The organism is Rhodovulum sp. FJ3 (genome assembly GCF_032918305.1).
In the GTDB taxonomy this organism is placed as follows: Bacteria; Pseudomonadota; Alphaproteobacteria; order Rhodobacterales; family Rhodobacteraceae; genus SAT37.
The window spans coordinates 71,988-95,739 of record NZ_JAWJUU010000003.1; the positions used below are offsets into that span (position 1 = coordinate 71,988).

Below are 23,752 nucleotides of genomic sequence, written 5' to 3' on the forward strand. Positions count from 1 at the left end.
TCCCTGGCGCCGCCGTTTTTTATTGCCCGCACGTCAGATCACACGAAAAAGGCCGCGCAGTTGCCCGCGCGGCCCCGTTGATGCGTCATGTGATGGGTTTAGAACGGAACGTCGCCCGCGCGTTCGGCCGCCACGACAAATTTCGACACGACCTTTTTCGCGCCCGCCTTGTCGAATTCAACGTCCAGCTTATCGCCCTCGATCCCCATGACCGTGCCATAGCCGAATTTATTGTGGAACACGCGGTCGCCCTTGCGGAAGACAGAGACCGCCGTGGCGTCGATGGTGATCCCCTTGGCCTCACGCGGTTGGGACATACTGCGGGCCTGACCACGGTTTTGACTACGCGATTGCAGGCGCTTCCACCCGGGCGAGTTATAACCATCAGCCTTGGAAACGCGCTCTTCGATCGTGCCGCGCCCGTAATCGCCGGTCGTCCCGCCATAGCCACCCCCATAGAGACCCGGCGGCGTCAGAACCTCAACATGTTCGGGCGGCAATTCATCGACAAAGCGCGACGGCATTTGCGATTGCCACTGCCCAAACACGCGCCGGTTAGACGCAAAGGAAATCGTGCACAGCTCTTCGGCCCGCGTGATCCCGACATAGGCCAAACGGCGCTCTTCCTCGAGACCCTTCTGGCCGCTTTCATCCATGCTGCGCTGGGACGGGAACAGACCGTCCTCCCACCCAGGCAAGAACACGGCGGGGAATTCCAGACCCTTGGCCCCGTGCAGCGTCATGATCGTGACCTTTTCGCCGTGCTCGTCCGTCTCGTTGTCCATGATCAGCGAGACGTGCTCAAGAAACCCCTGAAGATTGTCAAAGCTTTCCAAGGCCTTGACCAATTCCTTGAGGTTTTCCAGACGCCCCGGCGCCTCAGGCGTTTTGTCGTTCTGCCAATGGGCGGTATAGCCGGATTCGTCCAGAATCTGCTGGGCCAGTTCGATATGGGAGACCGAGCGTTTCGGGGACATGGGCGCGTCCATATCGTCGATCAGGTCGCCCTCATCCTCATCAATCACCGGCCCCGCGCCGATCACCGCATCATGCCAGCGCGCAATACCATCGATCAGGCGCGACAGTTCCCTCGCGCCCTTACCGCCGATGCCCTTGCTCTCCACCAACAGGCGCGCGCCCTCGAACAGGGACACGCCGTTCATGCGCGCCATCTGCTGGATGTTCTGTTGGGCCTTGTCGCCCAGACCGCGTTTGGGGGTGTTTACAATCCGCTCAAACGCCAGATCATCGCCCGGACTGACCGCCAGACGGAAATAGGCCATGGCATCACGAATCTCCATCCGCTCATAAAAGCGCGGACCGCCAATCACCCGATACGGCAAGCCAATCGTCAGGAACCGATCCTCGAACGCGCGCATCTGGTGGCTGGCACGAACCAGAATCGCCATATGGTCCAGCGACATGGGCGCCATGCCCCGTGTGCCCGATTGCAGGGCCTCGATCTCTTCCCCGACCCAGCGCGCCTCTTCCTCGCCATCCCAATGGCCGATCAGGCGGACCTTTTCGCCGCCTTCGACCGCGGTCCACAGATCCTTGCCCAGACGGTTCGCATTGCCCGCAATCACCGAGGACGCCGCCGCCAGAATATGCGGGGTCGAGCGATAGTTTTGCTCTAGCCGGACGATATGCGCGCCCGGAAAATCCTTTTCAAACCGCAGGATATTGCCCACCTCGGCCCCACGCCAGCCATAGATCGACTGATCGTCATCCCCGACACAGCAGATATTCTTGTGACCACTCGCAAGCAGGCGCAGCCACATATATTGGGCGACGTTGGTATCCTGATACTCGTCCACCAGAATATAGCGGAACCGGCGCTGATACTCGGCCAAGAGATCGGGGTGGTTCTGGAAAATCGTGACCATGTGCAAGAGCAGATCGCCGAAATCCACGGCGTTCAGCGTGCGCAGACGCTCTTGATACTGGGCGTAGAATTCCGTGCCGCGATTGTTATAGGCAGCAGCATCCGCCGACGGGACCTTTTCCGGCGTCCACGCGCGGTTTTTCCACGCGTCAATCACCCCCGCCAAGCCCCGCGCGGGCCAGCGCTTTTCGTCAACACCCGCCACCACAACCAGTTGTTTCAACAGGCGAATTTGGTCGTCCGTGTCCAGAATGGTAAAGTTGGATTTCAGCCCAACCAGTTCCGCGTGACGACGCAGCATTTTCACACAGATCGCATGGAACGTGCCCAGCCACGCCATGCCCTCGGCGCCCTCACCCAGCATACCGGCGACACGGTTTTTCATCTCGCGCGCGGCCTTATTGGTAAAGGTCACCGCCAAAATCTGGCTGGGATAGGCGTTGCCGGTAAAGATCAGATGCGCGATCCGCGTCGTCAGGGCCTTGGTCTTGCCCGTACCGGCACCGGCCAACATCAGAACAGGCCCCTCGACCGTCTCGACCGCCTCGCGCTGTGCGGGGTTCAGCCCGTCCAGATAGGGGGTCGGACGCGCCGCCATGGCACGTTGGGAGAGGGACAGGCGCTCGCTGGCCTCAAACGGGTCTTCGTCATCAATCACGCTCATGCGCCCAATCTATCCGCAGCTATTCCAGAGTTAAAGATTTGTTCGCCCAATGTTCCCGCCATACGCAAGTTTTTTCTTGCGCAGTCGCAGCATTTCAGGCACCACTTGTGTAACGGTTTTGTTAAATACCAAAACTTGTATACAAGACGTGATACACGAAATCAACCCTGTGAGCCGGAAAGGGCCAACATGGCAAACTTCGAAAAGATCCTGATCGCCAACCGAGGCGAGATCGCCATCCGCATCATGCGCGCCGCAAACGAGATGGGAAAACGCACCGTCGCCGTTTACGCCGAAGAGGATAAACTGTCGCTGCACCGCTTTAAGGCGGATGAGGCCTATCGCATCGGTGAGGGCCTTGGCCCCGTTCAGGCCTATCTGTCGATTGCCGAGATCATCCGCGTGGCCAAGGAATGCGGCGCGGATGCGATCCATCCGGGCTATGGCCTGTTGTCCGAGAACCCCGAGTTCGTGGATGCCTGCGCGGCGAACGGAATCACCTTTATCGGCCCCAAGGCCGAAACCATGCGCGCCCTTGGCGACAAGGCCAGCGCGCGTAAGGTCGCGATCAAGGCCGGCGTTCCGGTCATCCCCGCGACCGAGGTTCTGGGCGATGATTTCGACGCGATCCGCAAAGAAGCGACCGAGATCGGCTTTCCCCTGATGCTCAAGGCGTCTTGGGGCGGCGGTGGTCGCGGCATGCGTCCGATCATGAACGCGGATGAGCTTGAGGAAAAAGTCCGCGAAGGTCGCCGTGAGGCCGAGGCCGCCTTTGGCAACGGCGAAGGCTATCTGGAAAAGATGATCATGCGCGCCCGCCACGTCGAGGTGCAGATCCTTGGCGATAAGGCTGGTAATATCTATCACCTGTGGGAACGCGATTGCTCGGTTCAGCGGCGCAACCAAAAGGTGGTCGAACGCGCCCCCGCCCCCTATCTGTCCCCCGCCCAGCGCGAAGAGCTGTGTAACCTCGGCAAACGCATCGCCGAACAGGTGAACTATGAATGTGCGGGCACCATCGAATTCCTGATGGATATGGAAACGGGCAAGTTCTACTTCATCGAGGTGAACCCCCGCGTTCAGGTGGAACACACCGTCACCGAAGAAGTCACCGGCATCGACATCGTGCGCGCGCAGATCTTGATTGCCGAGGGCAAGTCCCTTGTCGAGGCGACAGGCGTCGCCAGCCAATACGACGTGCAACTGGACGGTCACGCATTGCAGTGTCGCGTGACGACCGAGGACCCGCTGAACAACTTTATCCCCGATTACGGCCGCATCACCGCCTATCGCGGCGCGACCGGTATGGGCATCCGTCTGGATGGCGGCACGGCCTATTCGGGCGCGGTGATCACACGCTATTATGACAGCCTGCTGGAAAAGGTGACGGCATGGGCCCAAACGCCCGAGGCCGCGATTGCCCGTATGGACCGCGCCCTGCGTGAATTCCGTATCCGCGGCGTGGCGACGAACATCGCGTTCGTGGAAAACTTGCTGAAACACCCGACCTTCCTGAACAACGAATACCACACGAAATTCATCGACCAGACGCCGGAACTGTTCAACTTTGCGCCGCGCAAGGACCGCGCGACCAAGATCCTGACCTATATCGCGGACATTTCGGTGAACGGGCATCCCGAAACCGAAAACCGCCCGCGCCCACCTGCGGACGCCAAGGCCCCCAAGCCGCCCGCGCTGCATGCCGAGGCACCGGCCAAGGGCACGCGCGACATTCTACTGGCCGAAGGGCCCGAGGGCGTCGCCAAGTGGATGCAGGAGCAGAAACAACTGCTGATCACCGACACGACCATGCGCGACGGGCACCAATCCCTGTTGGCCACGCGGATGCGGTCGCTAGACATGATCAATGCCGCGCCCGCCTATGCGCATAACCTGCCCGGCCTGTTCTCGGTGGAATGCTGGGGCGGGGCGACGTTCGACGTGGCCTACCGTTTCTTGCAGGAATGCCCGTGGCAGCGTCTGCGCGATCTGCGCGCCGCCATGCCGAACCTGCTGACGCAGATGTTGCTGCGCGCCAGCAACGGTGTAGGCTACACCAACTATCCTGACAACGTGGTCGAGAGCTTTGTCAAACAGGCGGCAGAGACCGGCGTTGACGTGTTCCGCGTGTTTGACAGCCTGAACTGGGTCAAGAACATGCGCGTCGCCATGGATGCGGTCATCGACAGCGGCAAAATCTGCGAAGGCACGATCTGTTACACCGGTGACATTCTGGACCCGAACCGCGCCAAGTACGATCTGCAATACTATGTGAATATGGGTAAGGACCTGAAAAAGGCCGGCGCGCATATTCTGGGCCTCAAGGATATGGCGGGTCTGTTGAAACCGGCCTCGGCCAGCATCCTGATCAAAGCGCTGAAAGAAGAGGTCGGGTTGCCGATCCACTTCCACACCCATGACACGGCGGGCATTGCCTCGGCCACGATTCTTGCGGCCTCGGCCGCCGGTGTGGATGCGGTCGATTGCGCGATGGACGCGCTGTCGGGCAACACCTCGCAGGCAACCCTTGGCACGATCGTCGAGGCCCTGCGCCACACCGAGCGCGACACGGGTCTGGACATCGGCAACATCCGCGAGATCAGCGACTATTGGGAGGCCGTGCGCCTGCAATACGCCGCGTTCGAGAGCGGCCTACAGGCCCCCGCCTCCGAGGTCTACCTGCACGAGATGCCCGGCGGTCAGTTCACCAACCTAAAGGCACAGGCGCGCAGCCTCGGGCTTGAGGAGCGCTGGCACGAGGTGGCGCAGATGTATGCCGACGTGAACCAGATGTTCGGCGACATCGTCAAAGTGACACCGTCGTCCAAAGTGGTCGGCGACATGGCCCTGATGATGGTGTCCCAAGGTCTGACCCGCGACGCGGTCGAGGACGCGAAAACCGATGTGTCCTTCCCCGACTCGGTGATCGACATGATGCGCGGCAATCTGGGCCAGCCCCCGGGCGGTTTCCCCGACAAGATCCTGAAAAAGGTTCTGCGCGACGAGAAGCCGAACCTCGACCGTCCGGGCAAGTCCCTGCCCCCGATCGACCTAGAGGCCAAGCGCAAGGAGATCAGCGAACGCCTTGACGGGGCCGAGGTCGATAACGAGGACCTGAACGGCTACCTGATGTATCCCAAGGTGTTTTTGGATTACGCCCAGCGTCACGGCCAATACGGCCCCGTGCGCACCCTGCCCACGCCGACGTTCTTTTACGGCATGGAGCCGGGCGATGAGATCAGCGCCGAGATTGATCCGGGCAAGACGCTTGAAATCCGGATGCAGGCCATCGGCGAAACCAATGAGGACGGGGATGCCAAGGTGTTCTTTGAACTCAACGGTCAGCCCCGTGTGATCCGCGTCCCCAACCGCAAGGCCAAGGCGACCGTCGCCAAACGCCCCAAGGCGGAACTGGGCAACCCGAACCACATCGGCGCGCCGATGCCGGGTTCGGTGGCAAGCGTCGCCGTCACCGTTGGTCAAAAGCTGAAACAGGGCGACCTGCTGCTGACGATCGAGGCGATGAAAATGGAAACCGGTCTGCATGCCGAACGCGATTGCACGGTCAAGGCCGTCCATATCGCACCCGGCAACCAGATCGACGCCAAGGATCTGCTGGTCGAGCTGGAATAAGCGCGAAAAGCACCCACAGACATCGAAACACCCCGCCCCCGTGGCGGGGTGTTTTGCGTTTCGGCCCAAGACACAGGGTTCGATCAAAAAAATTCGACGCCCCTGCAATTTTCCACTTGCAGCCCGCCGCCGTACCTTCTAAATCCGCTCACACCAAAAGGAAGCGGGCGTAGCTCAGGGGTAGAGCATAACCTTGCCAAGGTTAGGGTCGGGCGTTCGAATCGCCTCGCCCGCTCCAATTTGGGACATAACCGGACTGACCGGAATGCGGGCGTAGCTCAGGGGTAGAGCATAACCTTGCCAAGGTTAGGGTCGGGCGTTCGAATCGCCTCGCCCGCTCCAATTTGGGACATAACCGGACTGACCGGAATGCGGGCGTAGCTCAGGGGTAGAGCATAACCTTGCCAAGGTTAGGGTCGGGCGTTCGAATCGCCTCGCCCGCTCCAATTTGGGACATAACCGGACTGACCGGAATGCGGGCGTAGCTCAGGGGTAGAGCATAACCTTGCCAAGGTTAGGGTCGGGCGTTCGAATCGCCTCGCCCGCTCCAGTCAGACCAGTGATCAAAAAAACGCTGCGCATTCGCGCGGCGTTTTTTGTTTTCCACCCCCCGAAATCACAACGATTTTCCCAGTCGGAATAGGGACGTCAGGATTATTGATTGACGAGTCAATAAACCCGTGGCTAGGTCGTAGTCGAACGCCGAAACACCCGCGAATAGGACACCCGCATGACGACGCGCCCCAATATTCTGATCCTGATGGTGGACCAGTTGAACGGGACTTTGTTCCCTGATGGCCCCGCCGACTGGCTGCACACGCCGAACCTGCGCCGTTTGGCCGAACAATCCACGCGCTTTCAGAACGCCTATACGGCCAGCCCCCTTTGCGCGCCCGGTCGGGCCAGTTTCATGTCGGGCCAATTGCCCAGCGCGACCCGCGTCTATGACAACGCCGCCGAGTTCGCCTCATCCATCCCGACCTATGCGCACCATTTGCGCCGCGCGGGCTATCAGACGTGTTTGTCGGGCAAGATGCATTTCGTCGGCCCCGATCAGTTGCACGGGTTTGAGGAACGCCTGACCACAGATATCTACCCCGCCGATTTCGGCTGGACCCCCGATTACCGCAAACCGGGCGAGCGGATCGATTGGTGGTATCACAACATGGGGTCCGTCACCGGTGCAGGCGTGGCCGAGATTTCCAACCAGATGGAATACGACGATGAGGTCGCCTATCACGCCACGCGCAAGATCTATGACTACGCCCGCGGCAAGGATGAGCGCCCTTGGTGCCTGACCGTCAGCTTTACCCATCCGCATGACCCCTATGTCACGCGGCGCAAGTACTGGGACATGTATGAGGACTGCGAACACCTGCACCCGACCGTGTCCGCCCTGCCCTATGACGAACAGGACCCGCATTCCAAGCGTATCTTTGACGCCAACAACTGGCGTGATTTCGACATCACCGAGACGGACATCGAACGCTCGCGCCGCGCCTATTTCGCCAACATCACCTATCTGGACGACAAGGTTGGTGAAATCCTCGACACGCTAGAGGCCACCCGCCAAGAGGCCGTCATCGTCTTTGTGTCGGACCACGGCGATATGCTTGGCGAACGGGGTCTGTGGTTCAAGATGTCCTTCTATGAGGGCTCAGCGCGCGTCCCGATCATGATCAGCGCGCCAGGCCAGATGGATCCGGGCCTGATCACCGCGCCCGTGTCCAACATCGACATCTGCCCCACCTTGTGTGATCTGGCGGGCGTCAGCATGGATGAGGTCATGCCGTGGACCACAGGTGAGAGCCTTGTGCCCCTTGGCAATGGCACCGAGCGCACCTCGCCCGTCGCGATGGAATACGCGGCCGAGGCGTCCTATGCGCCGATGGTGTCTCTGCGCTATGGCAAATGGAAATACAACCGCTGTGCCCTCGACCCCGATCAACTGTTCGATCTGGACGCCGATCCGCATGAGATGACCAACCTTGCCGATGATCCCGCGCATCAGGGCACGCTGAATTCCCTGCGTGCCAAATCCGAGGCGCGTTGGGACCTTGCCCGTTTCGATTCCGAGGTCCGCGAAAGTCAGGCGCGCCGCTGGGTCGTGTATGAGGCCCTGCGCGAAGGGGGCTATTACCCGTGGGACTTCCAGCCCCTGCAAAAGGCCAGCGAACGCTACATGCGCAACCACATGGACCTGAACGTCGTCGAGGAAAACGCCCGTTTCCCGCGCGGTGAATAACGCCGCCCGATCCACACGCATACCAGAGACTGCAATGACCAACGCCCAACCCTCCGCCAGCCATTTCATCAACGGCCAATATGTCGAGGACACCGCCGGCACACCGATCCCCGTGATCTATCCGGCGACCGGTGAAACCATCGCCACCGTCTATTCCGCCACCCCCGCGATCATCGACGCGGCCCTGACCGCCGCCGAGGCCGCCCAAGCACAATGGGCCGCGATGACCGGCACGGAACGGGGTCGCGTCCTGCGCCGTGCGGCCGACATCATTCGCGACCGCAACCGCGACCTGTCGGTTCTGGAAACCATGGATACGGGCAAGCCGTTGCAGGAAACCCTGATCGCGGATGCGACGTCCGGTGCGGATGCGTTGGAATATTTCGGCGGGCTGGCCGCGACCCTTGGGGGCGAGCATCTGCAGCTGGGCGATGATTTCGTCTATACGGTGCGCGAACCGCTGGGTGTCTGTGTGGGCATCGGCGCGTGGAACTATCCGACCCAGATCGCCTGTTGGAAGGCCGCGCCGGCCCTGACCTGCGGCAATGCGATGGTGTTCAAACCGTCCGAGCAAACCCCGCTGGGCGCGCTAAAACTGGCGGAAATCCTGATTGAGGCCGGATTGCCGGCCGGTGTGTTCAACGTTGTGCAGGGTCTGGGCAATGTCGGCGCCAGTTTGATAGAGGACGCGCGCGTCGCCAAGGTGTCCCTGACCGGTTCGGTCCCCACGGGGCGCAAGGTCTATGCCGCCGCCGCTGCGGGGATCAAACACGTCACGATGGAACTGGGCGGGAAATCCCCCATGATCGTGTTTGACGACGCGAACATTGAGGACGCGATCAGCGGCGCCATCAACGGCAACTTTTATTCCAGCGGCCAGATCTGTTCGAACGGCACCCGCGTCTTTGTGCACCGCGCCATCAAGGACAAATTCCTGTCCCGTCTGGTGGAACGCACCAAAACCGCCGTCATCGGCGACCCGCTGGACGAGGCGACGAATTTCGGCCCCATGGTGTCAGACACCCAGCGCCAACAGGTTCTGGGGTTCATCGCCAAAGGCCAGTCCGAGGGCGCGCGCCTGATGCTGGGCGGACAGGCCATTGAGCGCGACGGGTTCTATATGGAACCCACCGTTTTCGCCGATGTCACCGACGATATGACCATCGCGCGGGACGAGATTTTCGGCCCCGTCCTGTCGGTTCTGGATTTCGACGATGAGGACGACGTGATCGCGCGCGCCAATGACACGGGCTTTGGCCTTGCGGCGGGGGTCTATACCAACGACCTGACCTGCGCGCATCGCGTGATCCGCCAACTGCGGGCGGGGACGTGCTGGATCAACACCTATAACCTGACCCCGGTCGAGGCGCCCTTTGGCGGCACCAAACTGTCCGGCGTGGGACGCGAGAACGGCAAGGCCGCGATTGAGCATTACTCTGAACTGAAAACCGTCTATGTGGCCACCGGCCCGACCGAGGCTGCCTTCTGATGTCGATGGATCAAAAAACCGCAGATTTCGTGATTGTCGGCGCGGGCTCGGCCGGATGTGCCATGGCCTATCGCCTGTCCGAAGACGGGAGCAATTCGGTTCTGGTTCTGGAATTTGGCGGCACCGATGCGGGGCCGTTCATCCAGATGCCCGCCGCCCTGTCCTATCCGATGAACATGCGCCGTTATGACTGGGGCTATTGGTCGGACCCCGAGCCGCATCTGGGCGGTCGCCGTCTGGCTTGTCCGCGGGGCAAGGTGATCGGCGGGTCCTCGTCGATCAACGGCATGGTCTATGTGCGCGGCCACGCGATGGATTACGACCATTGGGCCGAGGCGGGCGCGCATGGCTGGGGCTATGCGGATGTGCTGCCCTATTTCAAACGGATGGAGACGTGGCACGATGGCGGTCATGGCGGCGATCCGACGTGGCGCGGCACCGATGGCCCCCTGCATGTGACGCGGGGCAAGCGGGACAACCCACTGGTTCAGGCCTTTGTCGAGGCGGGGCGTCAGGCCGGATACGAGACCACCGGCGATTACAACGGCGAACAGCAAGAGGGCTTTGGCCCGATGGAGCAGACCGTCTACAACGGTCAACGCTGGTCGGCGGCCAATGCCTATCTGAAACCCGCGCTAAAACGTCCGAACTGTGACATCGTGCGTGGACTGGCGCGCAAGGTCATCATCGAAAACGGACGCGCCGTGGGTGTGGAATACGAACAGGGCGGCCAGATCAAACGCCTGATGGCACGGCGTGAGGTGGTCATCGCCGCCTCGTCGATCAACTCGCCCAAGCTGTTGATGCTGTCGGGCATCGGCCCCGCCGCCCATCTGGCCGAGCACGGTATCGATGTGGTCGCGGATCGTGCGGGTGTGGGCCAGAACCTACAGGACCATCTGGAACTCTATATCCAGATGGCCGCCAGCCAACCGGTCAGCCTGTACAAATACTGGAACCTCTTCGGCAAAGCCTTGGTGGGGGCGCAGTGGCTGTTCACCAAAACGGGTCTGGGGGCCTCGAACCAGTTCGAGAGCGCGGCGTTCATCCGATCCCGCGCGGATGTGTCCTATCCCGACATCCAGTATCACTTCCTGCCCATCGCCGTGCGCTATGACGGTCAGGCCGCCGCCGAGGGTCACGGGTTCCAAGCCCACGTCGGTCCGATGCGCTCCAAAAGCCGTGGCGCGGTCACGTTGAACAGCAGCGATCCAAAAGACGCGCCCTCCATCCTGTTCAACTATATGTCGCATGCCGATGACTGGCGCGATTTCCGCACCTGCATCCGCCTGACGCGTGAGATTTTCGGGCAAGAGGCCTTTGCCCCCTATGTCCGTCACGAAATTCAGCCGGGCGCGGATGTGCAAACCGATGACGAACTGGACGGGTTCATCCGCGAACATGTCGAGAGCGCCTATCACCCCTGCGGAACCTGCAAGATGGGCGACAAGAACGATCCGATGGCCGTGGTTGATCCCGACGCACGCGTGATCGGGGTGGACGGGTTGCGCGTCGCGGACAGCTCGATTTTCCCGCGCATCACCAACGGCAACCTGAACGCGCCCTCGATCATGGTCGGGGAAAAAGTGTCCGACAGCCTGCTTGGCCGACCCAATCTGGCCCCGTCAAACGCCAAACCTTGGCTCAACCCGCGCACAGGCACCGCCCAGCGCTGAAAACATAATCACTAGGCGCGTCATTCGCTTAATGCGTGTGCGCGCCTTTTGATTCGTGCAAATCGAATTCACGTTTGCACATGAAATGACCGCACCGCACAATTTTTAGACATTCACATTTGAATGAACGGCGGATTGCGGCAAATGCAGCCCCCCGAAATTGCGCACCCCGACGGATTAACCCAACCGTAAGGGGCCTTCATGAGGGGCCCGTTCAGAGGTCTTGGAAAAGGGGGTGTGTGGCGACCAATCGAAGTGGAGCTCGCAAGCCGCCACACGAAACGCAACAACAGTTGCGAGGCCGATTTAGGCGTGTCCTCCCCAAAGGGCAAGGCGCGACCCGGCTTCGCCAGGAGGGTTAATATGAAATTTGTGAACACCATGCTGGCCGGCACCGTTGCCTTGGGCGCACTGAGCACGGCTGCGATGGCAGCAGACTGCCCGATCAAAGTCGGCGTTCTGCACTCGCTGTCGGGCACCATGGCGATCTCGGAAACGACGCTGAAAGACACCATGCTGATGCTGGTTGAACAGCAAAACGAAAAAGGCGGCGTTCTGGGCTGTGAGCTTGAGGCCGTGGTCGTTGACCCCGCGTCGGACTGGCCGCTGTTTGCTGAAAAAGCACGTGAGCTGCTGACCGTACACGAGACCGACGTGATCTTTGGGAACTGGACCTCGGTTTCGCGTAAATCGGTTCTGCCCGTGATCGAAGAACTGAACGGTCTTCTGTTCTACCCGGTTCAGTACGAAGGTGAAGAGAGCTCGAAAAACGTGTTCTACACCGGTGCTGCTCCGAACCAACAGGCGATCCCCGCCACCGATTACTTCCTGGACGAACTGGGTGTTGAGAAATTCGCACTGCTGGGCACCGACTATGTCTACCCGCGTACGACCAACAACATTCTGGAAAGCTACCTGAAGGGCAAAGGCATTGCCGAAGAAGACATCTTCGTCAACTACACCCCCTTCGGCCACAGCGACTGGTCCAAAATCGTTGCTGACGTTGTTGCTCTGGGTGCAGACGGCAAAAAAGTCGGCGTGATCTCGACCATCAACGGTGACGCGAACATCGGCTTCTACAAAGAGCTGGCTGCTGCTGGTATCTCGGCAGACGACATCCCCGTCGTGGCCTTCTCGGTTGGTGAAGAAGAACTGTCCGGTCTGGACACCTCGAACCTGGTCGGTCACCTGGCCGCTTGGAACTACTTCCAGTCGGCTGACACAGACACCAACGCCGAGTGGGTCGAAGCTTGGAAAGCTCGCATGGGCGAAGAGCGCGTGACCAACGACCCGATGGAAGCACACTACATCGGCTTCAACATGTGGGTGAACGCCGTTGAGGCCGCTGGCACCACCGATGTGGACGCTGTTCGGACCGCAATGTACGGCCAAGAGTTCCCGAACCTGACCGGCGGTACAGCAGTTATGCTGCCCAACCACCACCTGGCGAAACCGGTTCTGATCGGTGAGATCCTGGAAGACGGTCAATTCGACATCATCAGCCAGACCACCGAGGTTCCCGGCGATGCATGGACCGACTTCCTGCCGGAATCGGCTGTCCTGAAATCGGACTGGAAAGATCTGGGCTGTGGTATGTACAACACCGAGACCAGCACCTGCGTACAGATCAAATCGAACTACTGATCTGACCTGACTTGATTGAAGGGGGCCCCGTGCCCCCTTCGACAGTGGACCCTACCCCATGAAAAATCTCTTGATTGCGCTGTTCGCGCTGATCCTGTCGTGTGCAAGTGCCACGGCGCAGGACACCCCGGTTCAGGACCTTTTGCAGGAAAATCGCGCGCTGATCGAAAAAAGCTCGCGCAAGACCATCGGTCCGGCCATCGACGCCCTCGCAAACAGCGGCCTCCCCCAGATGCAGACCGTGCTTGAGGCATGGCAGGCCAAGGAAATCTGGCAACGCCAAGCCGACGGGATTTTCTTTCGCGCCGAAGAGATTGATCGCAAAACCCTGAACCTGTTCGATCTGGACAGCGGGGCCGATCTGGGTCCGACCCCTGACGAAGATTTCAAACAACTGAAACCCAACAGCGGCATCCGTGGCATGATCGGCACGGCCCTTGTCCAGTTTCAGTTGTCCGATCCCGATCCCGCGAAACGCCGTGATGCGCTGATCGCCATTGAACGCGACCCCGAGGCCAGCTTGCTTGCGCCCCTTCGCGCCTCGATTGACAGCGAACAGGACGCCGCCATTGCCGCCCAGAAACGCCGTTTGGAACGGCTGTTGACCATCGGCTATGACGAGGACAGCGCGGCACGTATCGCCGCCATCAACGACATGGCGGGCGATTTGGGTCTGGACGTGCGCGCCACGCTGAACCCGCTGACCAGCAGCAAGATCATGGTCGTCTCGGGCGACGTGCCCGTCGAATGGAACGTGGCCGAGACCCTGAAACCCGGGTCCGAGGACCTGCCCGCCGCAGAGGCCTATGCCCTGTTGGTGGCCGGTGGCGATGCCCTGCCCCGTATCGACAACGATGACATCCGCGCCGCCCTGATCGCCAACATCCAAGGCGGCAGCGTCGGTGGCGTGCCCGTGCATGAGCTGGACAGCGACGACGCGCGCCTGACCGCCTATGCCGCGCTGGCCGAGGCCGGTATCGTCCCCGCCACAGCCACAGACGCCGATATCGACGACCGTCTGGCCGAATACACCTTTGTGCGCGTTTATGACGAAACCGATCCCGCCATCACCACGGCGGTCGAGGAGGCCCTGAAGGCCATTGAGGTCAAGGTCGGGTTGAACCAGACGCTGGACCTGACGCTGGATGCGCTGTCGCTGGCCTCGATCTATTTCCTTGCCGCCATCGGTCTGGCCATCACGTTCGGTGTGATGGGCGTGATCAACATGGCGCATGGCGAATTCATCATGATGGGCGCCTATACCGGCTATGTGGTTCAGCAATTCGTGCCCAACCACACCCTGTCGATCATCGTGGCGATCCCGCTGGCCTTTGCGGTGACATTTGCCGCCGGTGTCCTGATGGAGCGTCTGGTGATCCGGTGGCTCTATAACCGGCCTCTGGAAACCCTGCTGGCGACCTTCGGGATTTCGATTGCCCTGCAACAGCTGGCCAAGAACATCTTTGGGACACAGGCCCGCCCGCTGACCTCGCCCGCGTGGCTGGACGGGTCGTGGGTGATGAACGACATCGTCTCGATCAGCTATATCCGGATCGCGATTTTCGTGCTGGCCCTGATCTTTTTGTGTGTGTTCCTGTTCATCATGAAACGCACGCGTCTGGGTCTGGAAACCCGCGCCGTGACGCAAAACCCGCGCATGGCCGCCAGCATGGGGATCAACCCCAACCGCGTGAACATGCTGACCTTCGGGCTTGGCTCGGGGATCGCGGGGATTGCCGGTGTCGCCATCGGTCTGTTCGCCAAGGTGACGTCGGAACTGGGCAGCGATTACATCGTGCAATCCTTTATGACCGTTGTGGTCGGCGGCGTTGGCAACATCTGGGGCACGCTGGCCGGTGCGGCGATGATCGGGTTCCTGCAAAAAGGCATCGAGTGGTTCAACCCCTCGAACACGCTGGCCGCACAGACCTATATGATCATCTTTATCATCATCTTTATTCAGTTCCGACCGCGCGGGATCATCGCGCTCAAGGGTCGGGCCGCGGGGGATTGATCATGCGATTTACCCCCCTCCTCGCCCGTCCCGCCCTGCATAAGGAGAGCGCGCTATGAACACCCACAAAAGCTTTGTCATGCGCAACCCGTCGGTTCTGTATTTTCTGGCCATGCTGGCCCTGTTCACCCTTGGCGTGACCCTGTTGGCCGAGGGCACGGGCACCGGCCTGATCTCGACCAGCTTTGTCAAAACGCTGGGCAAGACGCTGTGCCTGTGCCTGATCGCCATCGCGATGGATCTGGTCTGGGGTTATTGCGGGATCCTGTCCCTTGGGCATTTCGCCTTTTTCGGTCTGGGCGGCTATATGATCGGCATGTGGCTGATGTATGAGCGCACGCGCCTCATCGTCACCGACGCCTTGGCACAGGCCGAAATCCCCCCCACCCCGCAGGAAATCGTCGATGGCATCGGCACCCAGATTTTCGGCGTGGTCGGCAGCAACGAGTTCCCCCTGATCTGGTCCTTTGCGCATAGCCTGACGATCCAGTTGATCCTTGTCGTTCTGGTACCGGGTATTCTGGCGCTGGTCTTTGGCTGGCTGGCGTTTCGCAGCCGCGTCACCGGCGTTTACCTGTCGATCCTGACACAGGCGATGACGCTGGCCCTGTCGTTGTATCTCTTCCAGAACGAAAGCGGCCTGCGCGGCAACAACGGTCTGTCGGGCCTGCAGAACCTTCCGGGTCTGGATGACGTGCCCCAATCGACCGTGTCGATCTGGTTCCTCTGGGCCTCTGCGGTGGCTCTGGGTCTGGGCTATATCCTTGCGGCGTGGATCGTGTCGGGCAAGTTCGGCTCGGTCGTGCGCGGCATTCGCGACAATGAGGCACGCGTGCGTTTCCTTGGCTATTCGGTCGAGACGTACAAGCTGTTCATCTTTACGGTCACCGCCTGTATCGCGGGGATTGCGGGCGCCCTTTATTACCCGCAGGCGGGCATCATCAACCCCGCCGAGATCGCACCGATTGCGTCGATCTATCTGGCGGTCTGGGTCGCCATCGGTGGCCGTGGACGTCTCTATGGCGCGGTGATCGGGGCGGCTTTTGTGTCGCTGATCTCGACGTGGTTCACCGGCGGTCAGGCCCCTGACATCAACCTTGGGTTCTATACCGTGCAATGGGTGGACTGGTGGCTGATCGTGCTGGGCATGTCCTTTGTTCTGGTCACGCTGTTCGCGCCCAAAGGCATTGGCGGTCTGGTGGATCTGTGGATCGACCGCCGCGCCCCTGCGCGCCACGGTGCCGACCTTGGCCCCGATGACGGCTCCCTACGTGAAAAGGAGGCCAGCGAATGAGCACCCTTCTCGAAGTTTCCGGCGTTTCTGTCACGTTTGACGGGTTTCGCGCGATCAACAACCTGTCGTTCCAGATCGGCAAGGCCGAGTTGCGCGCGATCATCGGCCCCAACGGCGCAGGCAAAACCACGTTCATGGACATCGTGACCGGCAAGACCAAACCCGATGAGGGCCGCGTCTTGTGGGGCGAGAAATCCGTGTCCCTGCTCAAGATGTCCGAGGCCAAGATCGCCCAAGCGGGCATTGGCCGCAAATTCCAGAAACCCACCGTGTTCGAGGATCAGAGCGTTCAGGACAACCTGATGATGGCCCTGAAAAAGAACCGCAGCCCGATGAGCGTGCTGTTCTTCCGCGCAACGGATGCGGATATGGATCAGGTCGCAGACTTGGCGGGCCAGATCGGTCTGGGGGATCAGCTCTACCGTAAATCGGGCGAGCTATCGCATGGACAAAAACAGTGGCTGGAGATCGGGATGTTGCTGGCACAGGACCCGCGCCTGTTGCTGGTCGATGAACCCGCCGCCGGTATGACGCTGGCCGAGCGGGAACAGACCACCTCGATCCTTGTCGAGGCCGCGAAAACCCGCGCCGTGGTGGTGGTGGAACACGATATGGAATTCGTGCGCCGCCTGAACTGTAAGGTGACCGTCCTGCATGAAGGATCGGTTCTGGCCGAGGGCAGTCTGGACCACGTGACCGCAAACCAAGACGTCATCGACGTCTATCTTGGACGATAAGTATGCTTGAGATCGACAATCTGACCCTGCACTACGGGCATTCCCAAATTCTGCACGGGATTTCGATGGCGGCTGAAACCGGTCAGGTCACCTGTGTCATGGGCACGAACGGGGTGGGCAAGACCTCGCTGCTCAAGGCGATTTCGGGCACACATCCACGCTCGGGCGGGGTGGTGCGTCTGGATGGGCAGGATCTGGGCAAGATGCCGCCGCATCTGTTGGCGCAGGCGGGGATCGGATATGTGCCGCAGGGGCGCGAGATTTTCCCGCTGTTGACGGTGCGCGAGAACCTTGAGACGGGGTTCGGGTGCCTGCCGCGCGGGGATCGCGAAATTCCCGATGAAATTTTCGAACTCTTCCCGATCCTGAAACAGTTCCTGCACCGCCGTGGCGGGGACCTGTCGGGCGGGCAACAGCAACAGTTGGCCATCGCGCGAGCTTTGATCACGCGACCCAAGCTGTTGCTGCTGGACGAACCGACCGAAGGCATTCAGCCCAACATCATCCAACAGATCGGCGAGGTGATCAGCCTGCTGCGCGATCGCGGGGATATGGCGATTGTTCTGGTCGAGCAGTATTTCGAATTCGCCTACAAGCTGGCCGACCAATTCGTCGTCATGAAACGCGGCGAGGTCGTCCTATCGGGCGCCAAGGGCGAGTTGGCCAAAGACACCTTGATGCAAAACGTGTCCGTTTAACCCCAATGCACAGATGGGCACGGGCGAAATCACCCCTGCCCCCTAGCCCCCGCGCGCGCCACGCCGTATAAGCCGCCTGTATCACAGCGGAGACAGGCCATGCGGACCGCCACCATTACGCGCAAAACTTCGGAAACAGAGATCTCGGTCACCATCGATCTGGATGGCACCGGCAGCTATGACAACCAGACCGGCGTGGGCTTTTTCGACCACATGCTGGATCAGTTGTCGCGCCATTCGCTGATCGATTTCACCATCCGCGCCAAGGGCGATCTGCACATCGACGACCACCACACGGTTGAGGACACCGGCATCGCGCTGGGTCAGGCCTTGGTGCAGGCACTGGGCGACAAAAAGGGCATCCGCCGCTATGGGTCCTGCCTGTTGCCGATGGACGATACGTTGGTGCGTTCGGCGCTTGACCTGTCGGCGCGCCCGTTTCTGGTGTGGAACGTTGATTTCCCCAGCGCCAAGATCGGCACATTCGACACCGAACTGGTGCGCGAGTTCTTTCAGGCCCTCAGCACGCATGGCGGCATCACGCTGCACATCGACGCGCTGCACGGGTTGAACAGCCACCACATCGCCGAGGCCGCGTTCAAATCGGTGGCCCGTGCCCTGCGAGAGGCCGTGGAAACCGATCCGCGCAAGGCCGATGAAATCCCGTCGACCAAAGGGGCGCTGTGACCGGAATGCTGACGGCGATTGTTGATTACGAATCCGGCAACCTGCACTCGGCCCAAAAGGCGTTTGAGCGGGTTGCCAGCGAGACCGGTGCGGGCACCGTGGTGGTCACCTCGGACCCCGATATCGTGCGCCGTGCGGACCGTGTTGTCCTGCCGGGCGACGGGGCCTATCCGGCCTGCTATCGCGAGCTGTTTGAGCACACCGGTCTGTTTGAGGCGATTGATGAGGTCGTGACCAAGGGCGGGCGTCCGTTCATGGGCATTTGCATCGGGATGCAGATGCTGGCGACGCGCGGTTTGGAATACGAACCCACCCCCGGTTTTGACTGGATCGGCGGTGAGGTCGTGCGCATCACGCCGCAGGACCCTGCGTTGAAGGTGCCGCATATGGGGTGGAACGATCTGGTGATCGACCACGCGCACCCCGTGTTTGACGGCATCGAGACCGGCGATCACGCCTATTTCGTGCACAGCTATCATTTCAAGGTTGCCGATAGCGCGCATCGTTTGGCCCATTGCGACTATGGCGAAGACATCACCGCCATCGTGGGTCGCGACAACATGATCGGCACGCAGTTCCATCCGGAAAAGAGCCAAGCCGTCGGCCTGCGCCTGATTGCGAATTTCCTGAGCTGGGCGCCGTAAGCGCCGTTGCACCTGTTATTCAATTGTCAAAGGGGCCATTCGGCCCCTTTGTTTGTTTAAGCGGATTGGCGCGGGATGGCGGCGTTATTTCAAACGCGTCCATGTCCCGCCATCGCGGCAAATCCCGAGGACACAGCCCGATACCGACAGTTTGTCGCCGGTAAGCTGCATCTTGGACGAATAGGTTTTGTCGCGGTCGGGCGACCAGACCTTGCCCTTGCCGTAAGCCCCCTCGCCCAGCGCCACCATGTCCCAGATGATCGCCTTGCCGACGTTGTCGCTTGGGATTTCCTGCCCCGCGCCATTGAACGCCTTGGTCAGGGTGCCGCAGATTTTCGCGCCACAGGGCTTCACCACGATATGGCCGAAATTGCCGTTGTCGTCGGGGGTCGTTTTCCAGATCCCTTCGATCGGATCAGCGGCCAGAGCCGGTCCTGCCCAAAGAGCCGCGGCCATCACGATGGATGCGAGTTTTTTCATGATCTCCTCCCTTGATCGTGATCACCTTGACCCAATGTTCCCCAATCGGGCAAGCCTAACGTGAGGTCCGTTGCATTCCGCGCCCGCCCGTGCATAACAGCGCCAGAAACCAAAGGAGACCGCGACATGATCCTCTATCCCGCTATCGATCTGAAGGATGGCCAGTGCGTACGCCTGTACAAGGGCGAGATGGATCAGGCGACCGTGTTCAACGACAACCCCGCCGCGCAGGCGCAATCCTTTGTGGATGCGGGGTGTGAGTGGTTGCACCTTGTGGACCTGAACGGGGCCTTTGCGGGTGAGCCGGTGAACGCCAAGGCGGTTGAGGACATCCTGAGCACGACCAAGGTGCCCGCGCAGTTGGGCGGCGGTATCCGCGACATGGCCACGATCGAGATGTGGCTGTCCAAGGGGTTGCAGCGTGTGATCCTTGGCACCGTCGCCGTGGAAAACCCCGATCTGGTCCGTGAGGCCGCCAAGGCGTTTCCGGGCCACGTGGCCGTTGGCATCGACGCGCGCGATGGCCGTGTGGCGACTAAGGGCTGGGCCGAGGAAACCAACGTGATGGTCACCGACCTTGCCAAATCGTTTGAGGACGCGGGCGTTTCGGCCATCATCTATACCGACATCAACCGCGACGGCGCGATGCAGGGTCCGAACGTGGACGCCACCGCCGCGCTGGCCCATGCCGTGTCGATCCCCGTGATCGCCTCGGGCGGTGTGTCGTCGCTGGACGATCTGCGCAACCTAAAGGCCTGTGGCGCGCCTCTGGACGGGGCGATCTCGGGCCGCGCCCTCTATGACGGGGCGATTGATCTGGCCGAGGCATTGGCGATCCTCAAGGCATGACAATGGAACAGCTGATCTATGGCCTTGTGCCGGCAAGCATTGCTGGTGGCCTGTTGATCAGCGTCTGGATGAAAACGCGATGGGCGCGGCGGGCTGTTCAGCTTGTCGCGCTTTTCTTTGTGTTGTCGTGGGGCACGCTCCTTTGGGCCGGTGCCGATTGCGACGGGCACGCGTTCATCGGCTATGCCCACTGCGCGCACACGCCGGATGGGATAGCCGCGGTTTTGTCCGGCCTGCACGAATTTGCGGTGATTGCGTATCTCTATGCGGCGGGGCCGCTGGTGCTGCTGCTCCTAGGTGTGGAGGCGATCAACCGGAAACGGAACCGCGCCTAGACCTGCGCCAAGATGTCCCTTTGCGGGCGCGGGGATTTTCGCGCCTGATCGCCGCGTCAGTATCAGTACCCATCGCGGAGACATCCGATGCCTGTTGAAAAATCCACCTTGCCCGCCACGTCCAACCTGTGGACCCTGTATCAGGACGGCGATTTCCTTGATTGCTATAGCTGTCGCAGTGATCTGCCCGCGCGTCCCGCCGCCGATTTGGCGATGCAGATGCCGACGTGGGCCAACGCCCTGTTGAGCCTGCGCAACCGGATCGTTGCGCCCCTTGGCCTGCGGACCGAGTTTGAGCAGAACGGCGCGATGTTTCCCGTGACCTATGACACGGAAAATGAGCTGAACATGGGGTTTGACGACAGCCACCTGAATTTCCGCATCACCGTGATGCAGGATCAGGGCCGCGTCTACATGGCGACGTGGGTGCATCGCAACAACTGGATCGGGCGCGTGTATCTGGCCGCCGTGATGCCGTTTCACATTCTGATGTCGCGCAGCGCCGTTGCCCAGATCGCCAAGGGCACGCCATAAACCCCATAGACGCCCCGCGCCTTTCTTGGCATAGAGGCGGCATCACCAAAAAGGCGTCGATCATGCTGAAAACCCGCATCATTCCCTGTTTGGACGTGGCCGATGGCCGTGTTGTCAAAGGTGTCAACTTTGTCGATCTGATCGACGCGGGCGACCCTGTTGAGGCGGCCAAGGCCTATGACGCCGCTGGCGCGGATGAACTGTGTTTCCTCGACATCCACGCGACCCACGAAAACCGTGGCACGATGTTCGATCTGGTGACCCGCACGGCCGAGCAATGCTTTATGCCCCTGACCGTGGGCGGCGGTGTGCGCACCGTTGAGGACGTGCGCGCCCTGCTGCTGGCCGGTGCGGATAAGGTCAGTTTCAACTCGGCCGCCGTGGCCAATCCCGACGTGGTGCGCGAGGCGTCCCAACATTTCGGCAGCCAGTGCATCGTCGTCGCCATCGACGCGAAAACCGTGGCCCCCGGCAAATGGGAAATCTTTACCCACGGCGGGCGCAAACCCACGGGCATTGACGCGGTTGAATTCGCCAAACTGGTCGAATCCAAAGGCGCGGGCGAAATCCTGTTGACCAGCATGGACCGCGACGGGACGCGCGCGGGCTTCAACCTGCCCCTGACCAAAGCGATCAGCGACGCGGTCGACATCCCGGTTATTGCTTCGGGCGGGGTCGGTACGCTGGACCATCTGGTTGAGGGCGTGACCAAGGGCGGGGCAAGCGCGGTTCTGGCCGCCTCGATCTTTCACTTTGGGGAATTCACCATCGGCGAGGCCAAGGAACACATGGCCGCCGCAGGGATCGGGGTGCGTCTGTGATGGATATTCTGCGCGAACTGGAAACCGTGATCGCCTCGCGCAAAGGCGCCGACCCCGACAGCAGCTGGACCGCGAAATTGCTGTCCAAAGGTCCCGAAAAATGCGCCGAGAAATTCGGTGAAGAAGCGATCGAGGCCATCATCGCCGCCGCCAAGAACGACCGCGAAAACCTGACATATGAGGCGGCGGATGTTCTGTACCACATGCTGGTCATGCTGGCGGCGCGGGACGTGGCCCTCGATGATGTGCTAGGCGAACTGGCACGCCGTCAGGGCCTGTCGGGCATCGCCGAAAAGGCCGCCCGCCCCAAGGGTTAAAAGACGAAATCGTTCGCTTCAAGCTCGGCCAAGGTCAGGCCGATCAGGGTGATCGAATTGCCCTGCCCGTCGTCGATCACGACATTGCCGCCCTGTTGCACCATGTGGTTGTCGCGCAGGTCGGCATAGTCGGTGATTTCGGAATTTCCCGACAAAACAACGACATCGCCTGTGCTGGTCGGATCGAAATCCAGCACGCGATCGTTGCCGTCCCCGTCGTTAAAGTAAAACAAATCCGTGCCCGCGCCGCCGATCAGGATGTCATCGCCCGCGCCGCCGGAAATCTCGTCCCGACCGGCCTGACCGACCAACAGATCACGGGACGCGCCGCCAAACATCGTGTCGCCCCCGTCTCCGCCGATCAGGAAATCGAACGCATCGCCCCCGGCCAGAACGTCGTCCCCCTCCCCGCCCAGCAGCACGTCAACACCGTCCCCGCCGTCCAGATCATCATCCCCGTCCAGTCCCGACAGACGGTCGCGCCCGCCATTGCCGGTCAGGATGTCGTCGTTGTCGGTGCCGCTTAGGTCATCATCGCCCGCATCCCCGATCAGAACCACACCGGGGATCAGATCGCCGGGCTCTTCGCCTGTATCAAACGGCATCTCATATCCCGAAAACAGGGCCAGATATTCGCTAATCGGGGTGCCGTAGCCGTCGTAAATCTCAATCGTGCCGCCCGAGTTCAACCACGTCGCAACCCCGCCCGCGCCCAGCAGATGCGCACCGGCGATGATCGCGCTGGCGGTGATGTAGACGCCCCCGACCGTCTGGCCCAGATAGGCGTCCAGATCCAGCGCAACGGCATAATCCCAGAGCAGTTCAAACCACTCATCCGCAGCCGCCTCTTGCGCGGCTGGGCTGTTCAGGAAATCGGCGGCGGAATTGATCCCCATCTTGCCGGTCCAGCCGCCGTTAAAGTCGTTGTCATAGGGATTGTCGTCCAGAACAACGAACCCCAGATCGACCAGAGCGGCCTCACCGAACTGATAGGCCCCCAGATAGCCGAAGGAATTGACGGCGGTGTAATCGCCACCGGACTCACGGGTTTTCAGGGCGGTTTTGAACGCCTCATAACTGTTTGACATGTGACTGGCCTGACTGCT

Annotated in this window: 19 protein-coding genes and 4 tRNA genes; 20 read left to right on the forward strand and 3 right to left on the reverse strand. The window is 60.9% G+C overall.

The features are described from left to right. Nucleotides 1–98: 98 nt before the first annotated feature. On the reverse strand, nucleotides 99–2,549 hold the full coding sequence (locus R1W00_RS09355; RefSeq protein ID WP_317262478.1) for an ATP-dependent helicase: 2,451 nt from the start codon (nucleotides 2,547–2,549) through the stop codon (nucleotides 99–101). Between the two features lie 189 nt (nucleotides 2,550–2,738). Here R1W00_RS09355 and R1W00_RS09360 point away from each other — a divergent pair, with 189 nt between their 5' ends. The 15 genes from R1W00_RS09360 (at nucleotide 2,739) to hisH (ending at nucleotide 19,310) form a co-directional block, all read left to right on the forward strand. Further along, nucleotides 2,739–6,182, forward strand: coding sequence for a pyruvate carboxylase (locus R1W00_RS09360; protein WP_317262479.1), 3,444 nt, complete (start codon nucleotides 2,739–2,741; stop codon nucleotides 6,180–6,182). 163 nt (nucleotides 6,183–6,345) lie between these two features. Beyond that, a tRNA-Gly gene (locus R1W00_RS09365) sits at nucleotides 6,346–6,420 on the forward strand. 29 nt (nucleotides 6,421–6,449) lie between these two features. After that, nucleotides 6,450–6,524, forward strand: a tRNA-Gly gene (locus R1W00_RS09370). Nucleotides 6,525–6,553: 29 nt separating this feature from the next. After that, nucleotides 6,554–6,628: transfer RNA gene (locus tag R1W00_RS09375), tRNA-Gly, on the forward strand. A 29-nt stretch (nucleotides 6,629–6,657) separates the two neighbouring features. Next, nucleotides 6,658–6,732 (forward strand) — tRNA-Gly (locus R1W00_RS09380). A 180-nt stretch (nucleotides 6,733–6,912) separates the two neighbouring features. Continuing rightward, nucleotides 6,913–8,427 carry a choline-sulfatase gene (gene betC / locus R1W00_RS09385; protein WP_317262480.1) on the forward strand — a complete coding sequence of 505 codons (1,515 nt, stop codon included), beginning with the start codon at nucleotides 6,913–6,915 and terminating at the stop codon, nucleotides 8,425–8,427. Nucleotides 8,428–8,461: 34 nt separating this feature from the next. Further along, nucleotides 8,462–9,916: a betaine-aldehyde dehydrogenase gene (gene betB / locus R1W00_RS09390; RefSeq protein WP_317262481.1), complete on the forward strand. Its 1,455-nt coding sequence runs from the start codon at nucleotides 8,462–8,464 to the stop codon at nucleotides 9,914–9,916. Beyond that, the gene (gene betA, locus R1W00_RS09395; RefSeq protein ID WP_317262482.1) at nucleotides 9,916–11,592 is read left to right on the forward strand and encodes a choline dehydrogenase; all 1,677 of its coding nucleotides are present in this window, start codon (nucleotides 9,916–9,918) and stop codon (nucleotides 11,590–11,592) included. Before betB ends, betA begins: the two co-directional genes overlap by 1 nt. 363 nt (nucleotides 11,593–11,955) lie before the next feature. Further along, nucleotides 11,956–13,236 carry an urea ABC transporter substrate-binding protein gene (gene urtA / locus R1W00_RS09400; RefSeq protein ID WP_317262483.1) on the forward strand — a complete coding sequence of 427 codons (1,281 nt, stop codon included), beginning with the start codon at nucleotides 11,956–11,958 and terminating at the stop codon, nucleotides 13,234–13,236. Nucleotides 13,237–13,294: 58 nt separating this feature from the next. Then, a complete protein-coding gene (gene urtB, locus R1W00_RS09405) occupies nucleotides 13,295–15,250 on the forward strand; it encodes an urea ABC transporter permease subunit UrtB (protein WP_317262484.1) in 1,956 nt (651 codons plus the stop codon). A gap of 55 nt (nucleotides 15,251–15,305) precedes the next feature. After that, nucleotides 15,306–16,544 carry an urea ABC transporter permease subunit UrtC gene (urtC, locus tag R1W00_RS09410; RefSeq protein WP_317262485.1) on the forward strand — a complete coding sequence of 413 codons (1,239 nt, stop codon included), beginning with the start codon at nucleotides 15,306–15,308 and terminating at the stop codon, nucleotides 16,542–16,544. Then, nucleotides 16,541–17,281, forward strand: a complete 741-nt coding sequence (gene urtD / locus R1W00_RS09415) for an urea ABC transporter ATP-binding protein UrtD (RefSeq protein ID WP_317262486.1) — start codon at nucleotides 16,541–16,543, stop codon at nucleotides 17,279–17,281. Before urtC ends, urtD begins: the two co-directional genes overlap by 4 nt. Before the next feature lie 2 nt (nucleotides 17,282–17,283). Further along, nucleotides 17,284–17,979: an urea ABC transporter ATP-binding subunit UrtE gene (urtE, locus tag R1W00_RS09420; RefSeq protein WP_317262487.1), complete on the forward strand. Its 696-nt coding sequence runs from the start codon at nucleotides 17,284–17,286 to the stop codon at nucleotides 17,977–17,979. A 99-nt stretch (nucleotides 17,980–18,078) separates the two neighbouring features. Continuing rightward, entirely contained in the window at nucleotides 18,079–18,666 is a 588-nt protein-coding gene (gene hisB / locus R1W00_RS09425) for an imidazoleglycerol-phosphate dehydratase HisB (protein WP_317262488.1), read from the forward strand. Between the two features lie 5 nt (nucleotides 18,667–18,671). Then, entirely contained in the window at nucleotides 18,672–19,310 is a 639-nt protein-coding gene (hisH, locus tag R1W00_RS09430) for an imidazole glycerol phosphate synthase subunit HisH (protein ID WP_317262915.1), read from the forward strand. A gap of 84 nt (nucleotides 19,311–19,394) precedes the next feature. On the opposite strand, the gene R1W00_RS09435 is transcribed toward hisH, so the two are convergent. After that, nucleotides 19,395–19,790 (reverse strand): DUF2147 domain-containing protein, encoded by a 396-nt coding sequence (locus tag R1W00_RS09435; RefSeq protein WP_317262489.1) that lies wholly within the window; start codon nucleotides 19,788–19,790, stop codon nucleotides 19,395–19,397. A 126-nt stretch (nucleotides 19,791–19,916) separates the two neighbouring features. On the opposite strand from R1W00_RS09435, the gene hisA reads away from it, so the two are divergent. The 5 genes from hisA (at nucleotide 19,917) to R1W00_RS09460 (ending at nucleotide 22,646) form a co-directional block, all read left to right on the forward strand. Then, entirely contained in the window at nucleotides 19,917–20,639 is a 723-nt protein-coding gene (gene hisA / locus R1W00_RS09440; protein WP_317262490.1) for a 1-(5-phosphoribosyl)-5-[(5-phosphoribosylamino)methylideneamino]imidazole-4-carboxamide isomerase, read from the forward strand. Between the two features lie 2 nt (nucleotides 20,640–20,641). Next, complete coding sequence (locus tag R1W00_RS09445) at nucleotides 20,642–20,974, forward strand: hypothetical protein (RefSeq protein ID WP_317262491.1); 333 nt, start codon at nucleotides 20,642–20,644, stop codon at nucleotides 20,972–20,974. A gap of 87 nt (nucleotides 20,975–21,061) precedes the next feature. Further along, nucleotides 21,062–21,508, forward strand: a complete 447-nt coding sequence (locus R1W00_RS09450) for a DUF2867 domain-containing protein (protein WP_317262492.1) — start codon at nucleotides 21,062–21,064, stop codon at nucleotides 21,506–21,508. Nucleotides 21,509–21,570: 62 nt separating this feature from the next. Further along, entirely contained in the window at nucleotides 21,571–22,329 is a 759-nt protein-coding gene (hisF, locus tag R1W00_RS09455; RefSeq protein WP_317262493.1) for an imidazole glycerol phosphate synthase subunit HisF, read from the forward strand. Further along, on the forward strand, nucleotides 22,329–22,646 hold the full coding sequence (locus tag R1W00_RS09460) for a phosphoribosyl-ATP diphosphatase (RefSeq protein WP_317262494.1): 318 nt from the start codon (nucleotides 22,329–22,331) through the stop codon (nucleotides 22,644–22,646). Before hisF ends, R1W00_RS09460 begins: the two co-directional genes overlap by 1 nt. Here the strand turns inward: R1W00_RS09460 and R1W00_RS09465 are convergent. Next, complete coding sequence (locus tag R1W00_RS09465) at nucleotides 22,643–23,734, reverse strand: hypothetical protein (RefSeq protein ID WP_317262495.1); 1,092 nt, start codon at nucleotides 23,732–23,734, stop codon at nucleotides 22,643–22,645. The two genes, R1W00_RS09460 and R1W00_RS09465, sit on opposite strands and share 4 nt — an antisense overlap. Between the last annotated feature and the right edge of the window lie 18 nt (nucleotides 23,735–23,752).

Bases quoted from the DNA above. Each gene is read 5' to 3' on its own strand.
- R1W00_RS09355 (WP_317262478.1), bottom strand. From the start codon at position 2,549: ATGAGCGTGATTGATGACGAAGACCCGTTTGAGGCCAGCGAGCGCCTG.
- R1W00_RS09360 (WP_317262479.1), top strand. From the start codon at position 2,739: ATGGCAAACTTCGAAAAGATCCTGATCGCCAACCGAGGCGAGATCGCC.
- betC (WP_317262480.1), top strand. From the start codon at position 6,913: ATGACGACGCGCCCCAATATTCTGATCCTGATGGTGGACCAGTTGAAC.
- betB (WP_317262481.1), top strand. From the start codon at position 8,462: ATGACCAACGCCCAACCCTCCGCCAGCCATTTCATCAACGGCCAATAT.
- betA (WP_317262482.1), top strand. From the start codon at position 9,916: ATGTCGATGGATCAAAAAACCGCAGATTTCGTGATTGTCGGCGCGGGC.
- urtA (WP_317262483.1), top strand. From the start codon at position 11,956: ATGAAATTTGTGAACACCATGCTGGCCGGCACCGTTGCCTTGGGCGCA.
- urtB (WP_317262484.1), top strand. From the start codon at position 13,295: ATGAAAAATCTCTTGATTGCGCTGTTCGCGCTGATCCTGTCGTGTGCA.
- urtC (WP_317262485.1), top strand. From the start codon at position 15,306: ATGAACACCCACAAAAGCTTTGTCATGCGCAACCCGTCGGTTCTGTAT.
- urtD (WP_317262486.1), top strand. From the start codon at position 16,541: ATGAGCACCCTTCTCGAAGTTTCCGGCGTTTCTGTCACGTTTGACGGG.
- urtE (WP_317262487.1), top strand. From the start codon at position 17,284: ATGCTTGAGATCGACAATCTGACCCTGCACTACGGGCATTCCCAAATT.
- hisB (WP_317262488.1), top strand. From the start codon at position 18,079: ATGCGGACCGCCACCATTACGCGCAAAACTTCGGAAACAGAGATCTCG.
- hisH (WP_317262915.1), top strand. From the start codon at position 18,672: ATGCTGACGGCGATTGTTGATTACGAATCCGGCAACCTGCACTCGGCC.
- R1W00_RS09435 (WP_317262489.1), bottom strand. From the start codon at position 19,790: ATGAAAAAACTCGCATCCATCGTGATGGCCGCGGCTCTTTGGGCAGGA.
- hisA (WP_317262490.1), top strand. From the start codon at position 19,917: ATGATCCTCTATCCCGCTATCGATCTGAAGGATGGCCAGTGCGTACGC.
- R1W00_RS09445 (WP_317262491.1), top strand. From the start codon at position 20,642: ATGGAACAGCTGATCTATGGCCTTGTGCCGGCAAGCATTGCTGGTGGC.
- R1W00_RS09450 (WP_317262492.1), top strand. From the start codon at position 21,062: ATGCCTGTTGAAAAATCCACCTTGCCCGCCACGTCCAACCTGTGGACC.
- hisF (WP_317262493.1), top strand. From the start codon at position 21,571: ATGCTGAAAACCCGCATCATTCCCTGTTTGGACGTGGCCGATGGCCGT.
- R1W00_RS09460 (WP_317262494.1), top strand. From the start codon at position 22,329: ATGGATATTCTGCGCGAACTGGAAACCGTGATCGCCTCGCGCAAAGGC.
- R1W00_RS09465 (WP_317262495.1), bottom strand. From the start codon at position 23,734: ATGTCAAACAGTTATGAGGCGTTCAAAACCGCCCTGAAAACCCGTGAG.